The organism is Amycolatopsis sp. lyj-108 (genome assembly GCF_046549005.1).
Lineage (GTDB): Bacteria > Actinomycetota > Actinomycetes > Mycobacteriales > Pseudonocardiaceae > Amycolatopsis.
On sequence record NZ_JAJPWQ010000002.1, the window covers coordinates 968339 to 993808 of the forward strand.

Genomic DNA, 25470 nt, shown 5'->3' on the forward strand with positions numbered 1-25470 from the left:
TCGCAACGCTGCTTTCGACTGGGGAGTTGGAACGATGAAACAGCGCGGATCCATCCTGTCCGTTTTCACCCTCACCCTCGCCGTGGTCCTCGGCGCCGCCCTGCTCACCGGCATCGGCGGCGAAACCACCGAAGCCGGGAGCGACGCGGAGTTCACCGGCGCCGGCCGTGTCGTCATCCGTGACGCCTCGATGGTGCTCACGATGGACCCGAGCCTCGGCGAAGGACCGCTCGGAGCCCTCGCCGACGCCGATGTCGTGCTGGAGGGAACGAAGATCAAAGAGGTCGGCAAAGACCTCGACGCGGGTTCCGCGAAGGTCGTCGACGGCCGCGGCAAGATCGTGCTGCCCGGGTTCGTCGACCTGCACAACCACCTGTGGCAGTCGCTCATCCGCGGCTGCGCGGCCGACAAGGAACTCATCGGCTGGCTCGGCAAATGCGTCATCCCGTTGTACCGCGCGCCCGTGACCGACGCGGACGCGTACGCGGGCACGAAACTCGCGGCCGCGGACGTCGTGTCGACCGGCATCACCACGGTCACCGACTGGTCGCACGCGTTCAACATCGACTTCGCCAAGGGCGGTCTCCGCGCGCTCGGCGAGTCGAAACTGCGGTTCCTCTACTCGTACAACGGCACCACCGATCCCGCGCTGCAGAACGAGATCCGCCGCGTGAAGCGCGAGGTCATCGATCCGAATCCGTTGGCGCGCTTGCAGATCGGCACGCATCCGTCCACCGGGAACTTCCCGAGCGTCGACGCTTCGGAGAAGCTCGCGCGTGAACTCGGCGTTTCACTGAACGTGCACCTGCTCGAATCGAAGGCCGACCTGACCGCGGGGCAGATGGACGCGCTCCGGCGGGCGAACGCGCTGCACCCCGGGCTGGTGGCGAACCACGTCATCCAGACCACCGACGCCGACCTGGACGAACTCGCGGCCGCGGGGGTCGGCGTGGCGCACAACCCGCTGTCGAACATGCGGCTCGCGTCGGGGGTGATCCGGCTGCCGGAGATGAAGAAGCGGTCGATGAAGGTCGGGCTCGGTCTCGACGGCGGCACCAACGACACGAGCGACATGTTCAACGTGATGCGCGCGGCCGTCGGCCTCCAGCGGGCGACCAGGACGGATCCGGCGGTCTACCCGACGACGGCGGACGTCCTGCGCATGGCGACGCTCGGCGGAGCGGAAGCGCTCGGGATGGACAAGGAGATCGGGTCACTGACGCCGGGCAAGCGGGCGGATCTCCAGCTGGTCGACGCCCAGGCGGTCAACTTCGCGCCGAAGGTGGACTGGGTGAACCAGCTGGTCTTCAACACCCAGCCCGCGAACGTCTCGTGGGTCTTCGTCGACGGCCGCGCCCTTAAACGCGAAGGACGCGTTGTCGGCATCGACACCGCGAAGGTCGTCGCCGACGCCCAGCTTGCCGCCGACCGCCTGAAGAAACTCCTGCCCCAGTGACCAGTGACCCACGCAATTCGTCACCTACTTGCGAGCGGGATGAACGCAAGTAGGTGACGAATTGCGGGTCAGTGCTGCAGCGGGAAGCCGCCGCCGATCCCTCGCCAGGCAAGGTTGGCGGTGAGGGCGACGGCCTCTTCGCGGCTCATCGACTTGTGGTGCGCCAGCCAGAACCGCGCGCTGACCTGCGAGAGGCCCACGAGGCCGACCGCGAGCAGCCGTGCCTTGTCCTCGTCGAGGCCCGCGTCGGCGGTGATGGTCTCGGTGATCGCGTCGACGCTGGCCGACGTCGCCCGGTCCACCGCCTCCTGCACGGCGGGCTCGCCGCGAAGGTCGGACTCGAAGACCATCCGGAACGCGCCCGCGTCGTTGTTGACGAAGTCGAAGAACGCTCCGACGGTCGCCGGCACGCGCTGCTTGTTGTCCGTCGTGGAGTCGAGCGCGTCCTTGACCCGCCGCACCAGTTCGTCGACGTGGCTCTCCAGCAGCGCGATGTAGAGGTCGAGCTTGCCGGGGAAGTGCTGGTAGAGGACCGGCTTGCTGACTCCGGCCTCTTCGGCGATCTCGTCCATCGCGGCGGCGTGGTAACCGTTCGCGGCGAACACCCGCTGAGCGGCGGCCAGCAGCTGGGCGCGGCGTTCCGTTCTGGGCAGGCGGACGCCTCGTGCCTGCAGTCGCGCCATTTCTGTCATCGTTCCTCCAGTTCGAGGCACTCGTCTCCGCCGCGAACGCATCAGCCTTGTTCGAGGCAATCCTTACCGCCGAGAACTCATCAGCGCAGTCGAGCGGGCTCCGCCGGGCGGGGTCACCGCCGCGTGAAGTGATCTCGAGATTACTCGCCGGTACAGCCGGACCGCCAAGGGTCGGGCATCCTTGGTGCTGTGTCTTCTCCAGTTTCCCGTGCCGCCGGGGGCCGCCCGCCGTTGACCCACGTACCGCTGTCGCGCAGGTCGTTGCCGTCGCTGGACCCCGCGCCGCCGCCGTGGCCCGGGGAAACAATAGGTGTCGGCGGGGTGAAATTGCACATCCGCCGGACCCCGGGCGGTCCCGAGACGGCCGTCTACGTCCACGGGCTCGGCGGCTCGTCCACGAATTGGACCGATCTCGCCGCCCTCTTGGCGCCCCAAGCGGCAGGTACTTCGGTCGATCTGCCGGGGTTCGGCTACTCGGAGCCGCCCGACGCTTTCGACTTCAGCCTCGACGCGCACGCCGAGATCGTCGCGAGCCACATCAAGAGCCTCGACGCCGGGCCGGTGCACCTGTTCGGCAACTCGATGGGGGGAGCGGTCGCGCTGCTCGTCGCGGCCCGGCATCCGGAACTGGTGAAGACGCTGACGCTGATCTCGCCGGCGATGCCGGATCTCCGGCCCAGCATGAAGCGGCTGTCCGATCCGCGGATGGCGTTCGCGTATCTGCCGCTGATCGGCCCGCGGGTGCGCCGTCAGCTGGCTGCGCTCGGTCCGCGCGAACGTGCCATGCAGGTCATCAAGCTGTGCTTCGCCGACCCGGGCCGCTTCGCCGAAAGCAGGCTGGACGAGCTCGAGGAGGAGCACAGCGCTCGCGCCGCCTTCGCCTGGGCCGCCCCCGCGCTCGCTCGCAGCACGTTCGGCATCTTCCGGACGTGGTCCGCGCGCGGTCCCGCGTCGTTGTGGGCCGTCGCGCCGAACGTCGCCGCGCCGACACTCGTCGTCTGGGGGCAGCACGACCGGGTGATCTCCGTCCGGCGCGCGGCGCGCACCGCTCGGCTACTTCCGCACGCCCGGTTGCTCGTTCTCCCCCGAACCGGCCACGTGGCGCAGATGGAACGCCCGAATGTCGTAGCGCGGGCCGTTTTGGGCATGTGGGAATCGGTCGAATCGGGCACCTGGTAGCCCATTCGGGTGGGCAGGACACGCCGCGCGAAGCGCCGGTCGCTCACAACATCACAGTTCGGTTATGGCACCCTGGTTCCCGTGGACCGGGTTAAGCAAGGCGCGCAGGGCGAAGGACGGCGGTCTCAGTACTCCGCCTCCGGTCGCCGTCCGCCGCGTACCCAGCCTCGGACCTCTGACGCGCCGCGCACCGGCCAGTACCGGCCGACACCGCCGCCGTCGCAGCGGCTGGACGAGGACCGCTACCGCCCCGGCGGCCGCCGGACCAGCGCCCAGCCACTCAGCGCGTCGTGGAAGCCGCACGAGCCGGGCGCCGCCAAGCCCAAGGCGCGCAAGCGCAAGGGCGGCATCGGCCACTTCGCCAAGACCTACGGCTGGCGGGTGTACGCGCTGCCGATCCTCGTGGTGATCACCGCGCTGGTCGTGTTCAACACCGCCACCGGCCCACCCGAACCGATCGCCACGGACGGGACGAGCGTCGCTTCGGGCGATGGAGCGGACGGTTCCGCCGGCAACGGCGGCGAGCCGGGCGCGGGTGTCGACGGGGGCGGCGACGTCCTCCCGGAGAATCCGGCCAAACCGGTCGATCTCAAGATCCCGACCGCGGACCTGCCCAAGGGCGACCCTTTCACCGAGTCCGGCCAGGGCACCTATCACGTGGTGCCTGGCAAGGGGGAGAAGGTCGGCACGGGACAGCTGTTCACGTACACCGTCGAGGTCGAGGACGGTATCGATCCGGTCAGCTATGGCGGTGACGACAGCTTCGCCGTGATGGTGGAGGGCACCCTGTCCAATGCCAAGAGCTGGACGTGGGACGGCAAGAAAGCGCTCCAGCGGGTCGACGCGAGTTACCCGAACCCCAGCTTCCGGGTGAGTCTCACCACACCGAACACGACGCATCGCGCGGACGTCTGCATGTTCCAGATCACCTACGAGACCTCGTGCTACCGGTCGAGTTTCGACAAGCGCGTGGTGATCAACCTCGCCCGCTGGGTGCGCGGAGCGATGGCGTTCGAGAGCGACATGGTCGGGTATCGCCAGTACGCGATCAACCACGAGGTCGGGCACGCCCTTGGCGGAAAGCACGTGGGCTGCAAGGAGAACGGCGGGATCGCGCCCGTGATGATGCAGCAGACGTTCGGTGTCTCCAACGACTTCGTCGCGCAGCTGAACAATCTCCCCGGCGGTGACCGCGGCAAGGTGCCCGCGGACGGCAAGGTCTGCAAACCCGGCTCCTGGCCGAACCAGACACCCTAGTCCCGCCATCCCATCTGCTGGAATTTCCCAGGATCTGAAACAGGGGAAGTCGTTTCCGCCTGTCGGTGTTGTAGATACTGGGATGCGACCGCGATCCACGCGAGATGGAGGACCCGATGTCAGGCACGCTGCCGCCGCTCGTTGAGCCGGCCGCCGAGCTCACCAAGGAAGAGGTGGCCCGGTACAGCCGTCACCTGATCATCCCGGACGTCGGGATGACCGGGCAGAAGCGGCTGAAGAACGCCAAGGTGCTGGTCATCGGTGCCGGCGGCCTCGGCAGCCCGGCGCTGCTGTACCTGGCCGCGGCCGGGGTCGGCACGCTCGGCATCGTCGACTTCGACGAGGTCGACGAATCGAATCTGCACCGCCAGGTCATCCACGGCCAGTCCGACATCGGCAAGCTCAAGGCGGCGTCCGCGCAGGAGTCGATCGCCGAGATCAACCCGTTCGTCAAGGTGCACCTGCACACCGACCGGCTCGAGTCGTCCAACGCGCTGGAGTTGTTCGAGCAGTACGACCTGATCCTCGACGGCACCGACAACTTCGCGACGCGCTACCTGGTCAACGACGCCGCCGTGCTCACCGGCAAGCCCTACGTGTGGGGCTCGATCTACCGGTTCGAGGGGCAGGCGAGCGTGTTCTGGGAGGACGCGCCGAACGGCAAGGGCCTCAACTACCGCGACCTCTACCCCGAGCCGCCGCCGCCCGGCATGGTGCCGTCGTGCGCCGAGGGCGGGGTGCTGGGCGTGCTGTGCGCGTCGATCGGCTCGATCATGGTGAACGAGGCGATCAAGCTGATCACCGGCATCGGTGAGCCGCTGCTGGGCAGGCTCGTCAGCTACGACGCGCTCGAGATGAAGTACCGCGAGGTCAAGATCCGCAAGGATCCGGAGACCCCGAAGATCACCGAGCTCATCGACTACGAAGCCTTCTGTGGCGTTGTGTCCGACGAAGCAGCTTCGGCCGCTTCGGGGCACACGATCACTCCGGCGGAGCTCAAGGCCAAGTTCGACAACGGTGACAACTTCGCCCTCATCGACGTCCGCGAGCCGCACGAGTACGAGATCGTGAACATCAAGGGTGCGACGCTCATCCCGAAGGACAAGATCCTCTCGGGCGAGGCGCTGTCGGAACTGCCGCAGGACAAGCCGATCGTGTTGCACTGCAAGTCGGGCGCGCGTTCGGCGGAGGCGCTCGCGGCGCTGCACCAGGCCGGGTTCAAGGACGCGACCCACCTCGGTGGCGGCGTGCTGGCCTGGGCGCGGCAGATCGACCAGAGCCTGCCGACTTACTGAGGCTTCTCGCTGGGCCGGGGGTGCGGGCGATAGCAAAGGTCCCTTGCTCTCTTTGGTCCGGCGAGCGCACCCTCTTGCCGCTCATGCAATGAAAGGCTCTTTCCTTGCAAAATTTGCAAGGAAAGAGCCTTTCATTGCACGGGAGGCCTTCACGGACCGGCGGGCTTCAGGGACCGGCGGCCCCGCGCGCCCCTGGCCGCAGGCAAGGCAGGCGATAGCAAAGGTCCCTTGCTCTCTTCTTGCCGATGCCGTGAGGGCCTCCTTCCCTACCCTGAAGGTAGTGAAGGAGGCCCTCACGGATCCTGGGTCCCTCAAGGGGGCCTTCACGGACCGGACCTGCCCGCGACGAAGATCGCCCGCACGAAGGTCGCGAACCCCGCGACGACGTCCTTCCGGTTCCCATGGGGCGACTTCGGCACGGCGGCGATGATCTCGGCGTCGGTCAGCGGATGGGTCTTCGCGGCCAGTTCGCGCAGTTCCTCGGGTTTCCAGTTGTGGTTGCCCGCGACGTGCACCGAAAGCGCGCCGCGCCGCTGGATGAACTCGATCCGATCCGCGTTCCGCCGGAGGAACTCGCCGTCGCCGACTTGGGCGCACGTCGCGTTCGAGAGGCGCCAGCCGGTCTTCACCGACGTCTCGCAGCTCTCGACGGCGTCGGTCGCGAAGGTCCAGACGGGCGAGATCCACAGTTGGGGCGCGTACTCGACGATCAGCGCTCCGGAGTCTTCGGTCGTTTTGGTCGGGAGCCGCCGGGGACCGAGGTCGGCCGCGAGGGTGCGGTCGCGTGGAACACCGGTCACGGCCAGCCGCCGGGTGGCGGTGTCTTCGGGCAGGGCCGCGGGAACGGCGATCCCGCCCGCGATCAGCGCGATCAGGAGGATCCCGGCGACGGCCCGGATCCGGAGGTCGTACGCGAACAGCCCCGCGACGAGCAGCACCGGCACGCCGAGGAACGGCACCGCGAACCAGGGATCGAACGCCTCCGCCACCTCCATCACGAAGATCGCGCCGAAAACGCCGGCAATCCCGGTCGCGAAGGCCCACGCCAACCGGGGCCAGGGTTTCGCGACGGCAGGAAACGCTGCTGGCGCGGCGAAACCGACGAGGTAGACCACGCCGATCGACACGAGCGGCACCGGCAACGCGAGCCAGGGAGCGTGCAGGAACGCGGCGAGCGGGAGCAACAGGCCCACGGTGACCGCGCCCAGGGTGCCGAGCAGCCACAGCGAGCCGAGTGCGAGGGCGGTGCGCTGCGCCGTTCGGGGGATCACGGTCGAAGAATGGCAGGTCAGAAGCGATCCTGTCTTGAGTATCGCTACTCAATACCAGCGCGTCTTCTCGTTCGTGGCGCGGAAGACGGGGTAACGTCCCGAGCCGTGCGTGCCACCCTTGAAAGCCCTCCGGAACACGTCTGTTCGGCGTTCGGCGGACGTACCGGTGACGCGGAACCGCTGCCCGGCACGACCGCTTGGCGCTACAACGATCTCGTGCTCAAGCCCGTCGTGGACAAGTCGCGGACGCTGTGGACGGCGCGGGCGCTGGAAGCCGTCGACGAGCCGGGGTTGCGGGTCGCGAAGCCCGTTCGGTCCAGTGACGGCCGGTGGGTGGTCGGCGGCTGGTCGGCGAACCGGTTCGTGTCCGGTACGGCCGAGCACCGCTACGACGAGGTCGTGCACGCGGCGGTCAAACTGCATCGGGCGACGGCCGGGTTGCCGCGGCCGGATTTCCTGGGGCGGCGCACCGATCTCGAGGCGCTGGCCGACAAACTCGCCTGGGGCGAGGCGGACCTGTCCCTCGACGAGAACAAGGGCGGCCGCTGGTTCGAGGTGCTGGCGGGCTCCCGAAGACCGGTCAAACTGCCGGACCAGGTCGTGCACGGGGAGCTTCTCGCGGGCGTGCTGTTCGACGGCGACGCGGCCCCCGGCATCGTCGATTTCGTGCCGTACTACCGGCCCGGTGAATGGGGTGCCGCGATCGTCGCGGTCGACGCGCTGGCCTGGGGCGGCGCCACCATCGATCTTCTCGAACGCTGGGCGCATCTGCCCGAGTGGCCCCAGCTTCTCTTGCGGGCGATCCTTTTCCGCCTCGCCGCCAACGCCCTCGACCCGCGGTCGACGCGAGCGGCGCACGACGGGCTCCGCGCCGCCGCCCGCGACGTCAGCGCCGTGTTGTAGGTCCGTGAAGGCCCCGGACAAGGGGCCTTCACGGACGGATCACTCGGTGCGCAGGTTCTCCGCTTTCACCGCCGAGCGCACGGACGGCACTGTCGACGCCGTCACCAGCAGCACCATCGCGACCGCCGCCGCGATGAGCATCCCGACCGCGGACCAGTCGACGTACAGCACGTCCCAGAACAGCCGCCTGCCCAGCGCGGCGAGGGCGATCCCGGTCGCCGTGGCGACCACGATGCCCAACAGCAGCGGAATCCCGTTCTGCCACAACAGGGACCGGACGATCACGCGCACCGGGACACCGGTGGCGGACAGCGCTCCGAGCGCCCGGCGCCGTTCCCGGACCTGTTCCTGGGCGAGCACCAGCAGGCTCACCCCGGCCAGCAGCAGGACCAACAGGGCACCGCCGAACAGGATGTTCCGCGCGTCGTCGAACATCCGGGCCTCGTCGGAGGCCCGTTGCCCGTTGTAGGACGTCACGGTGACCTGTCCGCTGTACGGCGCCACCGAGTTCCGCACCAGTTCGACGAAGTCCGGATCTCCGGTCGTCCCGCGCAGGCTCACCGTGACCGATGCGGCGGCCAGGTCGACGCCCGCCACCGCGGCGGGTGTCGCGAGGAAGCTGACCCCGAGCTGCTCGGCGAGCCCTGACGGTTTCACCTCGAGTGGCCGCGGCGTGACCGGAACGGTCCAGGGTCGTTCGCGCTTGTCGTTGTCGACGAGTTTCATCGACTGTCCTTTTTGGATGGACGTGGTGTCGGTGAACACGTCACCGTCGCGGCAACCGGTCGCGGTGGTGGCCGCTTCGATCGTGGCGCAGTCGGCGACGGCGAAGGAGGTGAGCGCGTAGCCCGCGCTGCTCGCGCCGACGAGCATCGAGCGCATGCTCTGGAAACCGGCCGCGCCGGGAACCGCGCGGACGGCGGCCACCGCCCGGTCGGCCACCGGGCCGTCCGCGTGAACGGTGGCCCGGCCTGCGGTTCTGTCCTCGTAACCGGCCGTCAGCACCGCTTGGCCGGTCAACAGGCTTTGCAACGCGATCGCCCCGGCGAGCACCACACAGAGACCCGCGACCACCCGTGACGGGGTGCCGCTGTCGTTGCGCAGACGGCGGATCGCGAGCTGGAACGACGGCGGTCCGCCCTTGATCCTGGAGACGACGCGTTCCAGGAGCCACGGCAGCAACGCCGGGATCCCGAGCATCAGCAGGACGGCACCCCCGATCAGCGCGATCCGGCCGAGTTCGCCGGCGACACCCAGATCCGGGGCTATCAGAGCGATTCCGGCGACGATCGGCAGTAGCCGCCACCACAACCGGCGCTGCGGCGGGGTGGTCTCGCGGACCACTCCGAGCGGTTCGACGACCGTGTGCCGTTGGGCCGCCCAAGCCGTCGCGACGGTCAGGGCGGGGACCACGAGCACGATCAGCGCCACCAGCGGCCACGATGGCGTCAGGTCCTTCGGGTACACCCCGAAACGGAACACCTGGAAGTCCGCCACCGCGCCGCGGAAGAGCAGGAACAACACTGTTCCGGCGACCAGCCCGGACACGGCGCCCACGAGGGATTCCGCCGCGGTGATCCGGCGCAGCTGGGTGAGGGACGAGCCTGCCAGCCGTAATGCGGCGAGCCTCCGGTCACGGGACGCACCGCCGAGCCGGGAGACCGTCCCGACGAAGATGAACACGGGCGTGAGCAGGACGAAAAGGCCGACCAGCAGCAGTGAGAGGATTCCCTGTTCGAACGGCTTTTCGTAGGCGGGGTCGGAACCGAACGCGTAGGTCGCGATGCCACCGCTCAGTTCGTCCGTGCCGACGTAGGCGACCAGGTCGTTCGGATTGAGCACGGCCGCCGCGTCGATGATCCCGACGGGTTTGCCGGGCAGGCGCGGCCGCAGCAGTCCACTGGTGTCGGAAGCGACGAGCTCTTCCAGTTTCGGCGAAAGGAAGACCTCACCCGGCGCGGGCAACCGGTCCACGCCCGGCGGGATCGGCGAGGCCGGCCCGGTGGGCTGGAGGTGGACGAGCGCGATCGCCTGGCCACGGAAGTCGGTCTTGGTCGCGCTGTAGTTCAGCGGTGCGACGCCCGGGACCGGTTCGTGCCGCGGGGAAGCGGCGTGCACCCGCTGGTCACGGTTCTCCATGACGGTGCCCGCGGAGGCGCCGACCAGGAGGATCGCCACCGCGAGCCCGACGCCGACGGCGCTCAGGACGAGCCTGACGATCGAGCCCCGGCCGCCCCCGACGGCCAGCCGGAACCCGAGCAGCAGATCTTCGCGTCCGGTCATCGGGTGACCACCGGTTCGCGGGTCCGGCCGTCTCGCACGATGACCTCCCGGTCGGAGTAGGCGGCCACCCGCGGTTCGTGGGTGACCAGGACGACGGCGGCGTCGGTCTGTTTCGCCGTCTCGGACAGCAGGCGCATGACGAGCTCACCGCTCAGCGAGTCCAGCGCGCCGGTCGGTTCGTCGGCGAAGATCACCGACGGTTCGGTGATCAGCGCCCTGGCCATGGCGACCCGCTGGCTCTCCCCGCCCGAAATCCGGCCAGGTGTGCTGTCGTCCGAGTCGCCGACTTCCAGCCGGTCGAGCCAATCCCGCGCGATCCGCTCGGCTGGACGGCGTCTCATCCCGCCCAAGCGCAGCGGCAGCGCGACGTTCTCCAGGCAGGTCAGCTCCGGGACGAGCTGCCCGAACTGGAAGACGAAACCGAATTCGGTGCGGCGCAAGGCGCTGCGTTCGGCGTCGGGCATGGTCGCGAGATCGCGCCCGCGGAACAGCACCTGGCCCACGTCGGGCCGCAGGATGCCGGACAGGCAGTGCAGCAGCGTCGATTTCCCGGATCCCGATGGGCCCATGATCGCGACGATCTCGCCGGCTTCGAGCGTCAGTCCGGCCCCGGTCAGCGCCTGATTCGGGCCGAAGGCCTTGTGCAGGCCGAGCCCGTGTAACAACGGTGTTTCCACTGTGTGGTCCCCAGATCAGCGCGTCAGCTGGCGCGCGAGGTCGTCGAGGCGGGCGGCGGTGAGTTCCAGCCACCGCAGATCCGCTTCCAGATGGAACAGCGCGTGGTCGCAGATCAGCTGGTCGGCGAGGTCGCCGTCGGTTTTGCGGGCGGTGAGCTCGCGCATGGCGCGCAGGTGGGAGCTCCGCTGGGCGTCGAGCAGATCCTGGGCGCCCCGGCCGGACAGGAGCGCGAGCACGATCTTCGTGTAGAGCGTGTTCTGCAGGTAGACCGAGGGATTTTCCGGGCTCTTCAGCCATTCTTCGACGTTGGTGACGCCCGCTTCGGTGATCGCGTACCGCTTCCGGTCCGGACCGCCGCCCGCTTCGACGCCGTTCTCCTCGACCAGGCCGTTCTTCAAGAGCCGGTTCAGCGTCGAATAGACCTGTCCGTAGTGCAGTTGACGGTCTTGCCGGAACTGCTTGTCGTAGAGCTGTTTGAGGTCGTAACCGTGCTTGGGGCCCGCTTCGAGCAGGCCGAGCAGCGTGTTCCCGATGGACATGGGGGCGACTATACACAGTGTGTATACGCACGGTCTATACACTTCGTTCATAGTCGCAATTCGTCATCTACTTGCGGTGGTCGCACGCGCGACGACCGCAAGTAGATGACGAATTGCGGGGGGTGCGGTGACCTCACGGTGTGACGTCCATCGGCGGCGGTCAATGTCAAACGCCTGAAACATTCAGGACTTTCCAGGTAACACGGCCTACCTACCTTCAAGCGCTATCGACGCCTGGAGGAGGTGCCCGTGCCGCTCGCCGCCCCCACCGCGACCGCGGTGGACACGCACTGCCCGTACTGCGCCCTGCAGTGCGGGATGAGCCTCGACGGCGCCCGGGTCGCGCCGCGTGACTTCCCGGTCAACGCCGGCGGCCTGTGCCAGAAGGGCTGGACGTCGGGGGAGCTCCTCACCTCGCCTTCCCGTCTGACGACGCCGCTGATCAGGGTCGACGGTGAACTGCGGCCCGCGTCCTGGCCGCAGGCGCTCGACCTCGTCGCGCGGCGGCTCACCGAGATCCGCGCGGCCAAGGGTGCCGATTCGGTCGCCGTCTTCGGCGGCGGCGGCCTGACCAACGAGAAGGCGTATCTGCTGGGGAAGTTCGCGCGGGTCGCCCTGGGCACCTCGCAGATCGACTACAACGGCCGGTTCTGCATGTCTTCGGCGGCGGCCGCCGGGATCAAGGCGTTCGGCGCCGACCGCGGTATGCCGTTCCCGGTCACGGATCTCGCCGACGCCGACGCGGTCCTGCTCGTCGGCGGGAACCCGGCCGAGACGATGCCGCCGTTCACGCAGCACCTGCGCGGCGCGGACCTGATCGTCGTCGACCCGCGCCGCACCCCGACCGCCGAACTCGCCGGACTGCACCTCGCGCCCGCGCCGGGCACAGACCTCGCGCTCGCACAGGGAATCCTGCACGCCGTCGTCGCCGACGGCCTGCTCGACCAGTCCTATGTGGACAAGCGGACGAACGGCTTCGAGGAACTGTGGCGCTCGGTCGCGGCCTGGTGGCCGGAGCGGGTCGAGCAGGTCACCGGGGTCTCCGCCGCCGACCAGCGCCGCGTCGCCGCCAAACTCGCCGCTGCCCGCAACGCCTACATCCTCACCGCGCGCGGCACCGAGCAACACGCCAACGGCACCGCGATGGTCAACTCCTGGATCAACCTCGCGCTCGCGCTCGGCCTGCCGGGGCGTCAGGGTTCTGGCTTCGGCTGCCTGACCGGGCAGGGCAACGGCCAAGGCGGACGTGAGCATGGGCAGAAGGCCGACCAGCTGCCCGGCTACCGCAAGATCGACGACCCCGCGGCCCGCGAGTACGTCGCCGGAGTGTGGGGTGTGCCGCCGGAATCCCTGCCGGGGCCGGGCCGTTCGGCCGTCGAGCTGCTGGAGGCGCTCGGCACCGAAGACGGACCGAGCGCGTTGATGGTGTTCGGCAGCAACCTCGTAGTTTCCGCGCCCGGCGCGGGGAAGATCCAGGACAAAGTGTCCTCTTTGGACTTCCTGGTGGTCTCGGATCTCGTCCTTTCGGAGACCGCGGCGATGGCCGACGTCGTCCTGCCGGTCACCCAGTGGGCCGAGGAGGACGGCACGATGACCAACCTCGAAGGCCGGATCCTGCTGCGGCGCAAGGCGATCGACCCGCCGTCCGGCGCGAAGACCGATCTCTACGTGCTTTCCGAACTCGCCCGCCGGTTCGGCCAGCCGGACGGACGGTTCCCGGCGGACGCCGAGACCGTCTTCACCGAGCTCCGCCAGGCGTCCAAGGGCGGCGTCGCCGACTACTCGGGCGTCACCTACGACCGGCTCCGGGACGGCGAGGCCCTCTACTGGCCCGTCCCGGCGGAATCGCATCCCGGCACGCCGCGGATGTTCCTCGACTCCTTCGCCCACCCGGACGGCCGCGCGCGGTTCGTCCCGGTGGACCACGTCGGCCCGGCCGAGCTGCCCGACGCCGAATTCCCCCTGCAGGCCACCACGGGCCGGGTCCTGCAGCACTACCAGTCCGGGGCACAGACCCGGCTGGTCAAGGAGCTGAACGACGTCGTAGCGGAGGCCTTCGTGGAAGTTCATCCCGACACCGCCGCGCGGGCGGGGGTGACCGAGGGCGACCTCGCCGTCGTGCGCTCGCGGCGCGGCGAGACCGTCGCCCGGGTCCGCTGCGTGGCGTCGCTGCGCCCCGACCTGGTGTTCCTGCCGTTCCACTTTCCCGGCGAGGGCAGGGCGAACCTGCTGACCAACCCGGCGCTCGACCCGACGAGCCGGATGCCCGAGTTCAAGGTGTGCGCGGTCGCGCTCGCCCCGGCCGAGGCCGTCGCGTGAGCCCCCGGTCGGTGGTCATCGCCGGATACGGAATGGCGGGCGCGCGGCTCGCGGACGAGATCCAGCGCCGCGACCCCGAAGGCGAACGCGTGCGGCTCACCGTCGTCGGCGCGGAGGAGCACACCGCCTACAACCGGGTGCTGCTCTCGTCGGTGGTCGCCGGGACCATGCGGCCCGAGGCCGTCCGGCTGCACGACGACGAATGGTCGACCCGCACCCGTGCCGACCTGCGGCGAGGCGTCACCGCGACGTCGATCGATCGCACGGAGAGGCGGATCCACCTCGACGACGGATCCACTGTGGACTACGACGCGCTCGTGCTCGCCACCGGCGCGAACCCGTGGATGCCGCCGGTCGAAGGACTCGAACCCGGTCCGGACGTCGTCGCGTTCCGCACCCTCGACGACTGCGCCCGCATCCTCGACGCCGCCAAACTGGGCGCCCCGGTCGCGGTGCTCGGCGGCGGGCTGCTCGGCCTGGAAGCCGCGCGAGGCCTCGCCGGACGAGGAAACCTCGTCACCGTCGTGCATCCGATGCCGCACATCATGGAGCGCCAGCTCGACGCGGAGTCCGCGCGGGTGCTGACCAGGAAGCTCGAAGAACTCGGCGTCGGCTTCCGGCTCGGGGTCGGTGCCGCGCGCTATGTCAGCGGCGACGGGCTCAAACTCGACGACGGCACGCACGTACCCGCCGATCTGATCGTCGTCTCCACCGGTGTCCGGCCCGAGACGAAACTGGCCGTGGACGCCGGGCTGACCGTCGAGGGCGGCATCGTCGTCGACGATCTGCTGCGCACCAGTGACGGCCGGATCCACGCGATCGGTGACTGCGCGAAGCATCCGGGCGCGTTCGGCGGTCTCGTGCAACCCGCGTGGGAACAGGCCGCCGTCGTCGCGGATCTGGTCACCGGCACGAAATCCGCGTCGCGGTATCGCGGCACCCAGGCGGTGACGCGGCTCAAGGCGCGCGGCATCGACCTCACCGCGCTCGGCGAGACCATGACCGGCGCCGACGACCCAGCCGCCGAAGTACTCACCTTCAGCGACCCGGCGGGCTGCCGTTACGGCAAGCTCGTCATCCGTGAGAACCGGGTGGCCGGCGCGATCCTGCTCGGCCTGCCCGACGCGGCCGCGACGATCACGCAACTCTACGACCGGGGCACTCCGGTGCCCGAAGACCGGCTGGCGGTCCTTTTAGGGCGCGCCCTTCCGCCCGGTGCGCCGTCTGCGGCGAGCCCGGCCGATCTGCCCGCGTCGGCGGTCATCTGCCGCTGCAACGCGGTGACCAAGGGACGGCTCGTCGAGGCCTGGCGCGCCGGTGCCACCGACGTCCCGGCCCTCGCCGGAGCGACCAGGGCGACCACCGGCTGCGGCGGCTGCAAGGACGCCGTCGGCGGGGTCGCGAAATGGCTGGCCGCCCAGTGAACCCGAACGCATCCACCAAGGAGGACCTCATGCACGCTCGTGGCAAGCGCTGGATCGAGCACTGGGATCCGGAGAACGAGCAGTTCTGGGAGGAGACCGGGAAGAAGATCGCCCGGCGGAACCTCTGGTTCTCCGTCCTCGCCGAACACATCGGCTTCTCCGTCTGGACACTGTGGTCGGTCATGGTCCTGTTCATGGGACCGCAGTACGGGTTCTCGGCCGCGGACAAGTTCCTGCTGGTCTCGACGCCGACGCTGATCGGTGCGTTGATGCGGCCGCTGTACACCTTCGCGGTGGCGCGGTTCGGCGGCCGGAACTGGACGATCGTCAGCGCGCTGCTGTTGCTGGCGCCGACGATCCTGGCGGCGATCGCGATGCAACCGGGCACCTCGCTCGGCACGTTCCTGCTGATCGCCGCGCTCGGCGGGGTCGGCGGCGGGAACTTCGCGTCGTCGATGACCAACATCAACGCGTTCTACCCCGAGAAGCACAAGGGCTGGGCGCTCGGGCTCAACGCGGGCGGCGGGAACCTCGGCGTGGCGGCGATCCAGCTGATCGGGCTGCTGGTGATCGGCACCGTCGGCGCGACCGCACCCCGGGTGGTGCTGGCGATCTACATCCCGCTGATCGTGGTCGCGGCCGTCTGCGCGTACTTCTACATGGACAACCTCGCCTCGATGAAGGGCGACACCAAGGCGATGCGCGAGGTCGTCAAGGATCCGCACACCTGGGTGATGTCGTTCCTCTACGTCGGCACGTTCGGTTCCTTCATCGGGTACAGCTTCGCCTTCGGGCTGGTGCTGCAGAACCAGTTCGGCCGCACCCCGCTGCAGGCGGCCGCGGTGACGTTCCTCGGCCCGCTGCTCGGCTCGTTCTCGCGGCCGACGGGCGGCTGGCTCGCCGACCGGATCGGCGGCGGCAAGATCACCTTCGTGACGTTCGTCGGCATGGCCGCGGCGACCGTGGTGCTGATCCTCGCTTCGACGTCGAACTCGCTGGCGCTGTTCACCGTCGCGTTCATCGTGCTGTTCGTGCTCACCGGCATCGGCAACGGCTCGACGTACAAGATGATCCCGGCGATCTTCCGCGCCAAGGCGAAGGTCGCGATCAGCGAGGGTGCGGACGAGACGCTGGAGATGCTCAAGGCCCGCAGGCTTTCCGGAGCCTTGATCGGGCTGGCCGGGGCGATCGGCGCGCTCGGCGGGCTGTTCATCAACCTGGCGTTCCGGCAGTCGTTCGCGGACACCAAGAGCGGGGTGCCGGCGTTCATCGCCTTCCTCGTCTTCTACGGGCTGTGCTTCGCCGTCACGTGGGTGGTGTACCTGCGCAAGCAGCAGTCGGAGGTGGCGAGCGTCCGAGGTCTGGCGCTCGCCGGAGCGGAGGTCTGATGCGGAAACTCGTCGTCGCGGGACATGGCATGGTCGCGCACCGGCTCGTCGAAGCGGTGCGCGCGGAGGACAAGACCGGCGAGTGGCAGATCGTGGTCCTCGCCGAGGAGGCGCGGCCCGCTTACGACCGTGTCGCCCTGACGTCCTATGTGGACACTTGGGATCCCGCTTCCCTCGCACTCGATGGAGCGGACTACGCGGAAGACCCGCTGGTCGAGCTGCGGCTCGGCGACTCGGTGGTTTCGGTGGACCGGGACCGCAAGGTCGTCACCACCGAAGCCGGACACGAGCAGCCGTACGACGCGCTCGTCCTCGCGACCGGTTCGCGGCCGTTCGTCCCGCCGGTGCCGGGGCACGATCTTCCGGGCTGCTTCGTCTACCGGACGATCGAGGACCTCGACGCGATCCGGGAAGCCGCTCAGCGGCCCGGGCGCGGACGTCGTTCGGCGGTCGTGATCGGCGGCGGACTCCTGGGGTTGGAAGCCGCGAAGGCGTTGCGGGACATGGGTCTCTCGCCGCATGTGGTCGAGATGGCGCCGCGCCTGATGCCGCTGCAGGTCGACGAGGGCGGCGGTGGCCTGCTCCGGCGGCTGATCACCGACCTCGACGTGACCGTCCACACGGGAACGTCGACCGACGCCATCGAGCCGGACGGCGAGCGCTACATCGCCAAGCTCGGCAACGGTACGGAACTCGACGTCGACCTGGTCGTGTTCTCCGCGGGTATCCGGCCGCGGGACGATCTGGCGCGTTCGTCCGGGCTGGAGGTCGGCGCTCGGGGCGGCATCCTGGTCGACGACACCTGCCGGACGTCGGATCCGGCGGTGTATGCGATCGGCGAATGCGCGGCCGTGGACGGCAAGGTGTACGGCATCGTGGCGCCGGGGTACGCGATGGCGGAGATCGTCGCGGCGCGGCTGACCGGCGGCGAGGGCACGTTCCCCGAGCCGGACATGTCGACGAAGCTCAAGCTCATGGGCGTCGATGTCGCCAGCTTCGGTGACGCGCACGCGGCGACCGAGGGCGCGCTGGAAGTCGCGTTCAACGACGCCGTCGCCGGGACGTACAAGAAGCTGGTCATCTCGGACGACTCGAAGACGTTGCTCGGCGGGGTGCTCGTCGGCGACGCGAGCGAGTTCAACACGCTGCGCGCGATGGTCGGCAGGCCGCTGCCCGCCGAGCCCGGCGCGATCCTCGCCCCGGCCGGCGGCGGGGCGGCGGTCGGTGTCGACGCGCTGCCCGACGCCGCGCAGATCTGTTCCTGCAACGCGGTCTCCAAGGGCGCGATCACGCACGCGATCACCGAAGAGGGTTGCGATTCGGTCGCCAAGATCAAGGGCTGCACTCGCGCCGGGACGGCCTGTGGATCGTGTGTCCCGCTGCTGGGCAAGCTGCTGACGGCTTGCGGCGTCGAGCAGTCGAAGGCGCTGTGTGAGCACTTCCCGCAGTCGCGCGCGGAGCTGTTCCAGATCCTCCAGGCCACGCGGATCAGCACGTTCAGCGAGATGATCGACCGCTACGGCACCGGAACCGGCTGCGCCATCTGCAAACCGGCGATCGCGTCCATCCTGGCCACGCTGGGCAACGGGCACATCCTCGCCGGCGAGCAGGCGACGTTGCAGGACACCAACGACAAGTTCCTCGCGAACCTGCAGCGCAACGGGACGTACTCGGTCGTCCCGCGGATCCCCGGCGGCGAGGTCACGCCGGAGAAGCTCATGGTGATCGCGCAGGTGGCGATGGATTTCGGGCTGTACACCAAGATCACCGGCGGGCAGCGGATCGATCTGTTCGGTGCCACCGTCGACCAGTTGCCGCTGATCTGGCGGCGGCTCGTCGACGCCGGGTTCGAGTCGGGACACGCGTACGGGAAGTCGTTGCGCACGGTGAAGTCGTGCGTCGGTTCGACGTGGTGCCGTTACGGCGTGCAGGACAGCGTCGGGCTGGCGATCGAGCTGGAGCTGCGGTACCGCGGCCTTCGGTCGCCGCACAAGCTGAAGTCCGCGGTTTCGGGCTGCGCGCGGGAATGCGCCGAGGCGCGGAGCAAGGACTTCGGCGTCATCGCGACCGACAAGGGCTGGAATCTCTACGTCGGCGGCAACGGCGGCGCGACCCCGCGGCACGCGGATCTTCTCGTGTCCGAAGTGGACACCGAGACGCTGATCCGCACGATCGACCGGTTCCTGATGTTCTACGTCCGCACGGCCGACCGCCTGCAGCGCACCGCGCCGTGGGTCGAGGAGATGGAAGGCGGGCTCGACCACCTGCGCGCGGTGATCGTCGACGACAAGCTCGGCATCTGCGAGGACCTCGACGCGGCGATGGCCAAGCACGTCGGCGACTACGCCGACGAGTGGCGCGGCGTGCTGGAAGACCCGGAGAAGCTGGCGAAGTTCAGCTCGTTCGTCAACGCGCCGGGCACGCCGGATCCGACGATCTCGTTCCGCACCGAACGCGACCAGAAGGTGCCCGTGCTGCTGGGCATCCCGGAGGTGAAACAGTGACGACCTCGATCGAGCGCACCTGGACCGCCGTCTGTGCGGCGGGCGCGGTCCCCGAATGGTCCGGTGTCGCCGCCCTGCTCGACGGTGGCGTGCAGGTGGCGATCTTCCGGCTGCCCGGCGATCGCTGGTACGCACTGTCCAATATGGATCCGGTCAGCGGGGCCGCGGTGCTCTCGCGGGGGATCGTCGGCGATGCGGGCGGAGTCCCCGTGGTGGCGTCGCCGGTGTACAAGGAACGCTTCGACCTGCGGACCGGCGCATGCCTCGACGCCGAGGGTGTCTCGGTCGAGGCGTACCGGGTGCGGGTCTCCGGGGGAGTGGTGGAGGTGGAATTCTCACCGTGACAGAAGTCCTTCCCCTGGCGGGATTCGTCATCGGGATCACGGCGGCGCGGCGGGCTGACGAGCTCGGCGCGCTGTTCGTGCGTAAGGGGGCGACCGTGCGCTACGGTCCGGCCATCCGGATCGTACCGCTCGCCGACGACACCGAACTGCGGTCGGCGACCATGCGGTTGCTGGAAGACCGCGTCGACGTCGTCGTCGCGACGACCGGGATCGGCTTCCGCGGCTGGGTCGAGGCGGCCGAAGGCTGGGGGCTGGGGGAGGAGTTGCTGGACAGCCTGGGGAATTCGGCGCTGCTCGCACGCGGTCCGAAGGCCAAAGGAGCGATCCGCGCGGCAGGGCTTTCGGAGGACTACTCGCCCACCTCGGAGAGCAACGCCGAGGTGCTGCGGCATCTTCTGGATTCCGGTGTGGACGGTCAGCGGATCGCGGTGCAGCTGCACGGCGAGCCGCTTCCGTACTTTGTGGACAGTCTGCGCGCGGCGGGCGCCGAGGTGATCGAGGTCCCGGTGTACCGCTGGGTCGGCCCGGCCGATCGCGGGCCGCTGGACCGGTTGCTGGACGCCGTCCTCGACGGCTCGGTGGACGCGTTGCCGTTCACCAGCGCGCCCGCGGCCGCGTCGCTGCTGGCGGTGGCGAAGCGGACCGGGAAGCTGCCGGGAGTGGTGCGGGCACTGGAAAAGCGCGTCGTGGTCGCCTGTGTCGGACCGATCACCGCGGCACCGCTGGCCGCCCTCGGGATCCCGACGGTCCAGCCCGCGCGGTCGCGGATCGGGGCGTTGGCGCGGACCGTGTCCGAGGCGCTCGAAGCCCGTTCACCGCGGTTGCGTGCGGGCGGGCGGAGCATCGAACTGCGTGGTCAGGCGGCGTTGGTCGACGGGCAGTGGTGCGACATCGCGCCCGCGCCGATGGCGATGCTGCGGGCGCTGGCGGAGTCACCGGGTCGGGTGTTCTCCCGGCGGGAGCTGGTCGCCGCGTTGCCCGACGGCGGCGAGGAACACGCCGTCGAAACCGCCATCGGGCGCCTGCGGAGCTCTTTGGGATCACCGAAACTCGTCCAGACGGTGGTGAAACGGGGCTACCGCCTGGCCATCGACTCGTGACCCCCGCAATTCGTCACCTACTTGCGGGTGGTCGCGCGGGGAAGTGGCGCAAGTAGGTGACGAATTGCGGGGCCTTGCGCTCAGGACCAGGTGACGCGGAAGTCGGGGAACTCCCGGGCGGCGGCGACGCGGGCCGCCTCCTCCTCGGCCGCTTTCCGCACGGCCGGGCGGAGTGCGTCGAACGGGGTGACGGTGAAGTCGAGCCGTTTCTTCCCGCTCGCCTTGGCCCGCCACACGCCGGCGATCTCGCCGTCGGCCAGCAGCGCGCCGGGACTGCCGAGGATCTTCCAGACTTCTTTCTGTCGCGCCTTGTCCGGCACCAGCACGGCACGGTCGCGGGCCTGGACGAACGGGTCCAGCGGCGGCAGCAGGCGTACCACGTCCGGCTCCGGCGGCTTTTCCAGCAGCGGCACACGGTCTTCCGGCAGGAACGCCTTCTTGCCGTCGACCCGGACCTCGACCAGGCCGTCCGGCCACATCGTGTCGACGCCGGTGCGGGTCGTTCCGACGTAGACGGCGGCGTCACCGGGGGCGGCGGGACCGTTGATCCGCAGGTAGCCCTCGACCACGCGTTCGGCGGCCTCGACGTCCGGCGACGTCTTGAACCGACCGCGCCTTTCCAGAGGCGCCAACGTCGCCGGGGTCGCGCCCGCCTCCAGCCGGACTCCGGCGTGGATCGACGCGACCCGCATCAGCTGCTCGTAGATGTGCACGACACCGCAGCCGCGGCAGGCGTACGAAAGGCCTTCGGGGATCAGTTTCGTGACAGCGCCGCTCACCGTGCCCTTGGTCTGCGTACCGGTGACGACCTCGCGGATCGCCTTCGCGGCGGTGAACAGCGCGTCCGTCGCGGACATGGCCGCGTCCTCGACCTGCTTGCGCTGCCAGAGGATCCGCGCCATCGCGTCCTTCTCGTCGAGTGGCACGAGCGCGGCCCGGATCGCGTCGAGCTCCGCGCGACGGTGGAAATGCGGCGCGCCGCGATGCGTCCACGCGAGCACGAAGCGCTCGTCATCCCAGACCTCGGGCGTGATGTCGCCATCGATCCGGGCGGCCAGGCCCAGCAGGGCGGTGTCCCGCACGGAATCCTGCAACCCGAGGTCGAACACGGCCGCCGCGGCCGGATCCGTCTCCTCGCGGTGCAGTCCGTGCGCCGCGATCCGGTACGCCAGCACCTGCTCGCGATCGACCTCGAGCACTGGTCCTCCCTAGAGCGCGTATTCGAACGTGTACGACATCGTCGGCTCACCGAGCGCGCCGGTCGTGGTGCCGGTGCCGGCGATCCCGGCGAGTTCACCCGTTCCGGAGCTTTCGACGACCGTGAACGTCGACGAGATGCCCTTCGCGTCGAACCCGGTGTCGTGCTTGATCACGAAGCTTCCGTTGCGCCCGTCCACACTGCCTTCGATCCTTTCGAGACCGGGCGATGTCGTTCCGCCGCCGTCGAAGCCCTCGCCCGCGTAGTACAGCAGGTAGTCGATGACCGCCTCGCCTTCGATCAGCCCGCTGTAGGCGAACGTGGCGTGCGCGTGTGCCACGCGCGGCCCGCCCTCCGTGCCGCTGACGAGGGCTTCTTCCCAGTTCTTCATGGCGAACGTGTTCATGGGTTCACCCTGTCAGCCATACCTGTCAGATCATGTCAGGTTTTCGGGGATACTGGAGTCATGCGCGCGAGCAGACTCCTGTCGGTCCTCCTCCTGCTGCAGAACCGCGGCCGGATGACGGCCGAGGAGCTGGCGACCGAGCTGGAGGTCTCGGTTCGGACGGTCTATCGCGACGTCGAGGCGCTGTCCGCGGCCGGCGTGCCGGTGTACGCCGACCGCGGGCGCACGGGCGGGTACCAGCTCATCGACGGCTATCGCACGCGGCTGACCGGGCTGACCGAGGAGGAGGCGCAATCGCTTTCGCTGGCGGGCCTGCCGGGCGCGGCCGCCGAACTGGGGCTGGGCACGGTCCTCGCCGCCGCGCAGCTCAAACTGCACGCGGCCATGCCCGCGGAACTGCGCGCCGGGGCGAGCAAGGTCTCCGACCGGTTCTACCTGGACGTTCCCGGCTGGCATCGCGGGATCGAGAGCCTGCCGCGACTGTCCGAACTGGCCGACGCGGTCTGGCAGGCGCGGCGGATCAAGGTCCGGTACGAACGCTGGGGGCAGCGGAAGGTCGATCGCGTTCTCGACCCGCTCGGCCTGATCCTCAAGGCGGGCAACTGGTATCTCGCGGCCCGATGCGACGGGACCGACCGGACCTATCGGGTGTCCCGCATCGAAGAGCTCGACGATCTCGGTGAGACCTTCGAGCGGCCGTCCGACTTCGACCTCGCGCGGTACTGGCAGGAGTGGTCTGAGCAGTTCGAAAAGCGGATGTACTCGCGAGTGGCGGTGGTCCGGCTGAACGAGTTCGCCCGCATACTGGTGCCGTTCTATCTCGGCGCCGTCGGCGTACGGGCGTTGCGGGAAGCGGACGCCGAGCCGGATGAAAACGGCTGGCTCACGATGGAACTGCCCGTGGAGCCGGGAGAATCGGCCGTCGGCGAACTGCTGCGGTTCGGCGGGAACCTCGAAGTGCTCGAACCGCCGGAACTGCGCGAGCGGCTGGCGGAGGAGATCAGGAAGATGGGCGCGCGTTATGGCTGACCTGGCAGGCATCACGATCGGGATCACCGCGGAACGGCGGGCGGAAGACTTCATCGGCGCCCTGATGCGGCATGGCGCGACAGTGCTGCACGCACCCACCATCCGCATCGTCCCGCTTCCCGACGACACCGAACTGCGGGCGGCCACGGACGCCGTACTGGCCGGACCGGTCGGGTTCACCGCGGTCACCACCGGTGCCGGGTTCCGCGGCTGGCTTTCGGCGGCCGAAGGCTGGGGGCTGCGCGAACCGTTGCTGGAGCGGCTGGCGGCGTCACGGATCTTCGTGCGCGGACCGAAAGCGGCAGGCGCCGTGCGCGGCGAGGGGCTGCGCGAGGAATTCTCCGCGCCCGAAGAGAGCAACGCGGAACTGTTCGAAGGCTTGCGCGACGCAGGGGTTCGCGGGGCGCGGGTCGCCGTCCAGTTGCACGGAACCCTGCTGCCCGAACTGACCGGTTCGCTGCGGGACGCGGGCGCGGACGTCGTCCAGGCACAGCCGTACCGCTGGCTTTCGCCCGCCGACGTCGGACCTGTGCACGAACTCGTCGAAAGTGTGCTGTCCGGACGCGTGCACGCTTTGGCCTTCACCTCCGCTCCGGCGGCCACGAACCTGCTCACGCTGGCGGGTTCGCGTCGCGAGGAACTCCTTGCCGCACTGCGAGGTCCGGTGTTGTGCGCGTGCGTCGGACCGGTGACCGCGGCGCCGCTGGAAGCCGCCGGGGTGCCGACCGTCCAGCCCGAACGTCAGCGACTCGGCGCGCTCGTCAAACTTCTCGTCGCGGAACTGCGCATTCGGCCGTCTTGACGCGGCTAGCCCGCTTTGCCAGGCTCGACACATCGGACGCGGGGAGGGCGGCGGATGTCCGAGTCTCAATCGGTCACGTTCGTGCGCGCGATGTTGCGAAAGGGCTCCTCGGTGTTGGGCGCGAGCCCCGCCGACGAAGCACCCGACCCCGATTCCGTTCCCGACTGGCGCTATCGGGAAGACTCCGCGGACTCGCTGCTGATGCGCGCCATGCGCTACTCCGCCCTCGGCCCGATCTTCTACCGCGTGGCCGCGTTTCCCAAGGTATACATCGGTTTCCTGGTCGCGAACGGTTCGGCGGGGATCGTCCCGGTGCTGAGCACGACGCTACTGGCGGTGCTGCTCAACGTCTTCGCGGTCTGGTGGGTCGTGAAGGGCCGCGGGATCCGGGCGAAGACGTCCGGGCGGCTGATGTACGCGGATCTCGCCGTGGGCGTGGTGCTCACGACGATCGTGGCCGTGGCCGCGCCCACCGACATCCAGCCGTTCGCCGTCGACGTCGCGTGGACGTGGATGGTCGGGACGGTGGCGTTGTGGACGCTGTCGTTCGGGCTGCCCGCCGCTTGCCTGCTGCTGATCGGGGCCTTGCCGTTCCGCGCGTTCCTGACCTGGATCGGCGGACTCCCGATCGACCATCCGCTCGCGGTGAGCCGATCGGTCGGCTGCATGGTCGCGCTCGTCGTGGCGATGGTGACCACGGCCGGGATCCTGATCCTGCTCGGCGTCGGGACCCGGTTCGCGCTGGGCATCGGGATGCGCCGCGGGCAGCGCGCCGAACGCCTGCGGACCCAGCGGGTCATGCACGACTCCGTGCTCCAAACGCTGGAAGCGATGGGCATGGAGGCGCCCGACGACGACTCCGCCACCGCGCAACGGCTCGCCGAGATGCGGGCCGCGGCCCGGGCGCAGGCCGCCGAACTGCGCCGCGAACTGGCCGGTCCCGACGCGCCGTCGGCGCGCGGCCTCGCCGCGGACCTCGCCGAGGTCGCCACCGAAATGGCGCGCGACGGCCTCCGCACCCAACTCGTCGCCGCCGAGACCGAGGAGAACTACCGCCTCTCGCACGCGCGCCGGACCGCCATCCGCGACGCCGTCCGCGAAGCGCTCCGAAACACCGTGAAGCACGCCGGAACGAACCAGGTCGTGCTTCGCGTCGAGGAGTCCGAAGGCGGCGTCGCGGTCATCGCGCGGGATCAGGGGACCGGCTTCAGCATGCTGGACCGGCCGCCGGGATTCGGGATCAGCCAGTCGATCATGGCGCGGCTGGCGGAGGTCGGCGGGCGGGGGACGATCGATTCGCAGCCGGGTCGGGGGACCCGGGTGACGCTTTGGGTGCCGCACTGAACTGCGACCTGCTCTCTTTCCGCAGGTCGGGGGCAGGAGGACGTGCCTTCGGTAGCCGC

Annotated in this window: 21 protein-coding genes; 14 read left to right on the plus strand and 7 right to left on the minus strand. The window is 69.4% G+C overall.

Annotated elements, in window-relative coordinates:
* Positions 1-34 precede the first annotated feature (34 nt).
* A complete protein-coding gene (locus ACLJO0_RS11090; RefSeq protein WP_410578007.1) occupies positions 35-1456 on the plus strand; it encodes an amidohydrolase family protein in 1422 nt (473 codons plus the stop codon).
* A gap of 68 nt (positions 1457-1524) precedes the next feature.
* On the opposite strand, the gene ACLJO0_RS11095 is transcribed toward ACLJO0_RS11090, so the two are convergent.
* Positions 1525-2148 (minus strand): TetR/AcrR family transcriptional regulator, encoded by a 624-nt coding sequence (locus tag ACLJO0_RS11095; RefSeq protein WP_039922912.1) that lies wholly within the window; start codon positions 2146-2148, stop codon positions 1525-1527.
* Positions 2149-2469: 321 nt separating this feature from the next.
* Between ACLJO0_RS11095 and ACLJO0_RS11100 the strand changes: the two genes are divergently transcribed.
* From ACLJO0_RS11100 to moeZ, 3 genes are all read left to right on the plus strand, one after another.
* Entirely contained in the window at positions 2470-3327 is an 858-nt protein-coding gene (locus tag ACLJO0_RS11100; RefSeq protein WP_410578009.1) for an alpha/beta fold hydrolase, read from the plus strand.
* An 81-nt stretch (positions 3328-3408) separates the two neighbouring features.
* Positions 3409-4584, plus strand: coding sequence for a DUF3152 domain-containing protein (locus ACLJO0_RS11105; RefSeq protein ID WP_410578011.1), 1176 nt, complete (start codon positions 3409-3411; stop codon positions 4582-4584).
* A gap of 116 nt (positions 4585-4700) precedes the next feature.
* Entirely contained in the window at positions 4701-5879 is a 1179-nt protein-coding gene (gene moeZ, locus ACLJO0_RS11110; protein WP_125796631.1) for an adenylyltransferase/sulfurtransferase MoeZ, read from the plus strand.
* A 323-nt stretch (positions 5880-6202) separates the two neighbouring features.
* On the opposite strand, the gene ACLJO0_RS11115 is transcribed toward moeZ, so the two are convergent.
* The gene (locus tag ACLJO0_RS11115) at positions 6203-7150 is read right to left on the minus strand and encodes a hypothetical protein (RefSeq protein WP_410578013.1); all 948 of its coding nucleotides are present in this window, start codon (positions 7148-7150) and stop codon (positions 6203-6205) included.
* A 105-nt stretch (positions 7151-7255) separates the two neighbouring features.
* Here ACLJO0_RS11115 and ACLJO0_RS11120 point away from each other — a divergent pair, with 105 nt between their 5' ends.
* On the plus strand, positions 7256-8053 hold the full coding sequence (locus tag ACLJO0_RS11120; protein WP_410578014.1) for a TIGR02569 family protein: 798 nt from the start codon (positions 7256-7258) through the stop codon (positions 8051-8053).
* Between the two features lie 39 nt (positions 8054-8092).
* Here ACLJO0_RS11120 and ACLJO0_RS11125 read toward each other — a convergent pair whose 3' ends face one another.
* The 3 genes from ACLJO0_RS11125 to ACLJO0_RS11135 are packed head-to-tail and all read right to left on the minus strand — an operon-like array spanning position 8093 to position 11553.
* A complete protein-coding gene (locus ACLJO0_RS11125; protein WP_410578016.1) occupies positions 8093-10336 on the minus strand; it encodes an FtsX-like permease family protein in 2244 nt (747 codons plus the stop codon).
* On the minus strand, positions 10333-11013 hold the full coding sequence (locus ACLJO0_RS11130) for an ABC transporter ATP-binding protein (RefSeq protein WP_410578018.1): 681 nt from the start codon (positions 11011-11013) through the stop codon (positions 10333-10335). Before ACLJO0_RS11130 ends, ACLJO0_RS11125 begins: the two co-directional genes overlap by 4 nt.
* Before the next feature lie 15 nt (positions 11014-11028).
* Entirely contained in the window at positions 11029-11553 is a 525-nt protein-coding gene (locus ACLJO0_RS11135; RefSeq protein WP_410578020.1) for a PadR family transcriptional regulator, read from the minus strand.
* Between the two features lie 249 nt (positions 11554-11802).
* Between ACLJO0_RS11135 and ACLJO0_RS11140 the strand changes: the two genes are divergently transcribed.
* The 6 genes from ACLJO0_RS11140 to ACLJO0_RS11165 are packed head-to-tail and all read left to right on the plus strand — an operon-like array spanning position 11803 to position 20632.
* Positions 11803-13872, plus strand: a complete 2070-nt coding sequence (locus tag ACLJO0_RS11140) for a molybdopterin oxidoreductase family protein (protein WP_410578022.1) — start codon at positions 11803-11805, stop codon at positions 13870-13872.
* Positions 13869-15296 (plus strand): FAD-dependent oxidoreductase, encoded by a 1428-nt coding sequence (locus tag ACLJO0_RS11145; RefSeq protein WP_410578024.1) that lies wholly within the window; start codon positions 13869-13871, stop codon positions 15294-15296. Before ACLJO0_RS11140 ends, ACLJO0_RS11145 begins: the two co-directional genes overlap by 4 nt.
* A 29-nt stretch (positions 15297-15325) precedes the next feature.
* The gene (locus ACLJO0_RS11150) at positions 15326-16684 is read left to right on the plus strand and encodes a nitrate/nitrite transporter (protein ID WP_410578025.1); all 1359 of its coding nucleotides are present in this window, start codon (positions 15326-15328) and stop codon (positions 16682-16684) included.
* Positions 16684-19188, plus strand: coding sequence for a nitrite reductase large subunit NirB (nirB, locus tag ACLJO0_RS11155; protein WP_410578027.1), 2505 nt, complete (start codon positions 16684-16686; stop codon positions 19186-19188). Before ACLJO0_RS11150 ends, nirB begins: the two co-directional genes overlap by 1 nt.
* On the plus strand, positions 19185-19532 hold the full coding sequence (gene nirD / locus ACLJO0_RS11160) for a nitrite reductase small subunit NirD (protein ID WP_410578029.1): 348 nt from the start codon (positions 19185-19187) through the stop codon (positions 19530-19532). Before nirB ends, nirD begins: the two co-directional genes overlap by 4 nt.
* The gene (locus ACLJO0_RS11165; RefSeq protein WP_410578031.1) at positions 19529-20632 is read left to right on the plus strand and encodes a uroporphyrinogen-III synthase; all 1104 of its coding nucleotides are present in this window, start codon (positions 19529-19531) and stop codon (positions 20630-20632) included. The genes nirD and ACLJO0_RS11165 overlap by 4 nt, the downstream gene beginning before the upstream one ends.
* A gap of 80 nt (positions 20633-20712) precedes the next feature.
* Here the strand turns inward: ACLJO0_RS11165 and ACLJO0_RS11170 are convergent, their stop codons facing one another.
* Both ACLJO0_RS11170 and ACLJO0_RS11175 read right to left on the minus strand, forming a co-directional pair.
* Positions 20713-21831, minus strand: a complete 1119-nt coding sequence (locus ACLJO0_RS11170) for a DNA glycosylase AlkZ-like family protein (protein ID WP_410578032.1) — start codon at positions 21829-21831, stop codon at positions 20713-20715.
* Positions 21832-21840: 9 nt separating this feature from the next.
* Entirely contained in the window at positions 21841-22236 is a 396-nt protein-coding gene (locus tag ACLJO0_RS11175) for a DUF3224 domain-containing protein (RefSeq protein ID WP_410578033.1), read from the minus strand.
* Positions 22237-22296: 60 nt separating this feature from the next.
* Here ACLJO0_RS11175 and ACLJO0_RS11180 point away from each other — a divergent pair, with 60 nt between their 5' ends.
* The 3 genes from ACLJO0_RS11180 to ACLJO0_RS11190 are packed head-to-tail and all read left to right on the plus strand — an operon-like array spanning position 22297 to position 25411.
* Positions 22297-23265 (plus strand): helix-turn-helix transcriptional regulator, encoded by a 969-nt coding sequence (locus tag ACLJO0_RS11180; RefSeq protein WP_410578034.1) that lies wholly within the window; start codon positions 22297-22299, stop codon positions 23263-23265.
* Positions 23258-24067: a uroporphyrinogen-III synthase gene (locus tag ACLJO0_RS11185; protein WP_125798395.1), complete on the plus strand. Its 810-nt coding sequence runs from the start codon at positions 23258-23260 to the stop codon at positions 24065-24067. Before ACLJO0_RS11180 ends, ACLJO0_RS11185 begins: the two co-directional genes overlap by 8 nt.
* 54 nt (positions 24068-24121) lie before the next feature.
* Complete coding sequence (locus ACLJO0_RS11190; protein WP_410578035.1) at positions 24122-25411, plus strand: sensor histidine kinase; 1290 nt, start codon at positions 24122-24124, stop codon at positions 25409-25411.
* Positions 25412-25470 lie beyond the last annotated feature (59 nt).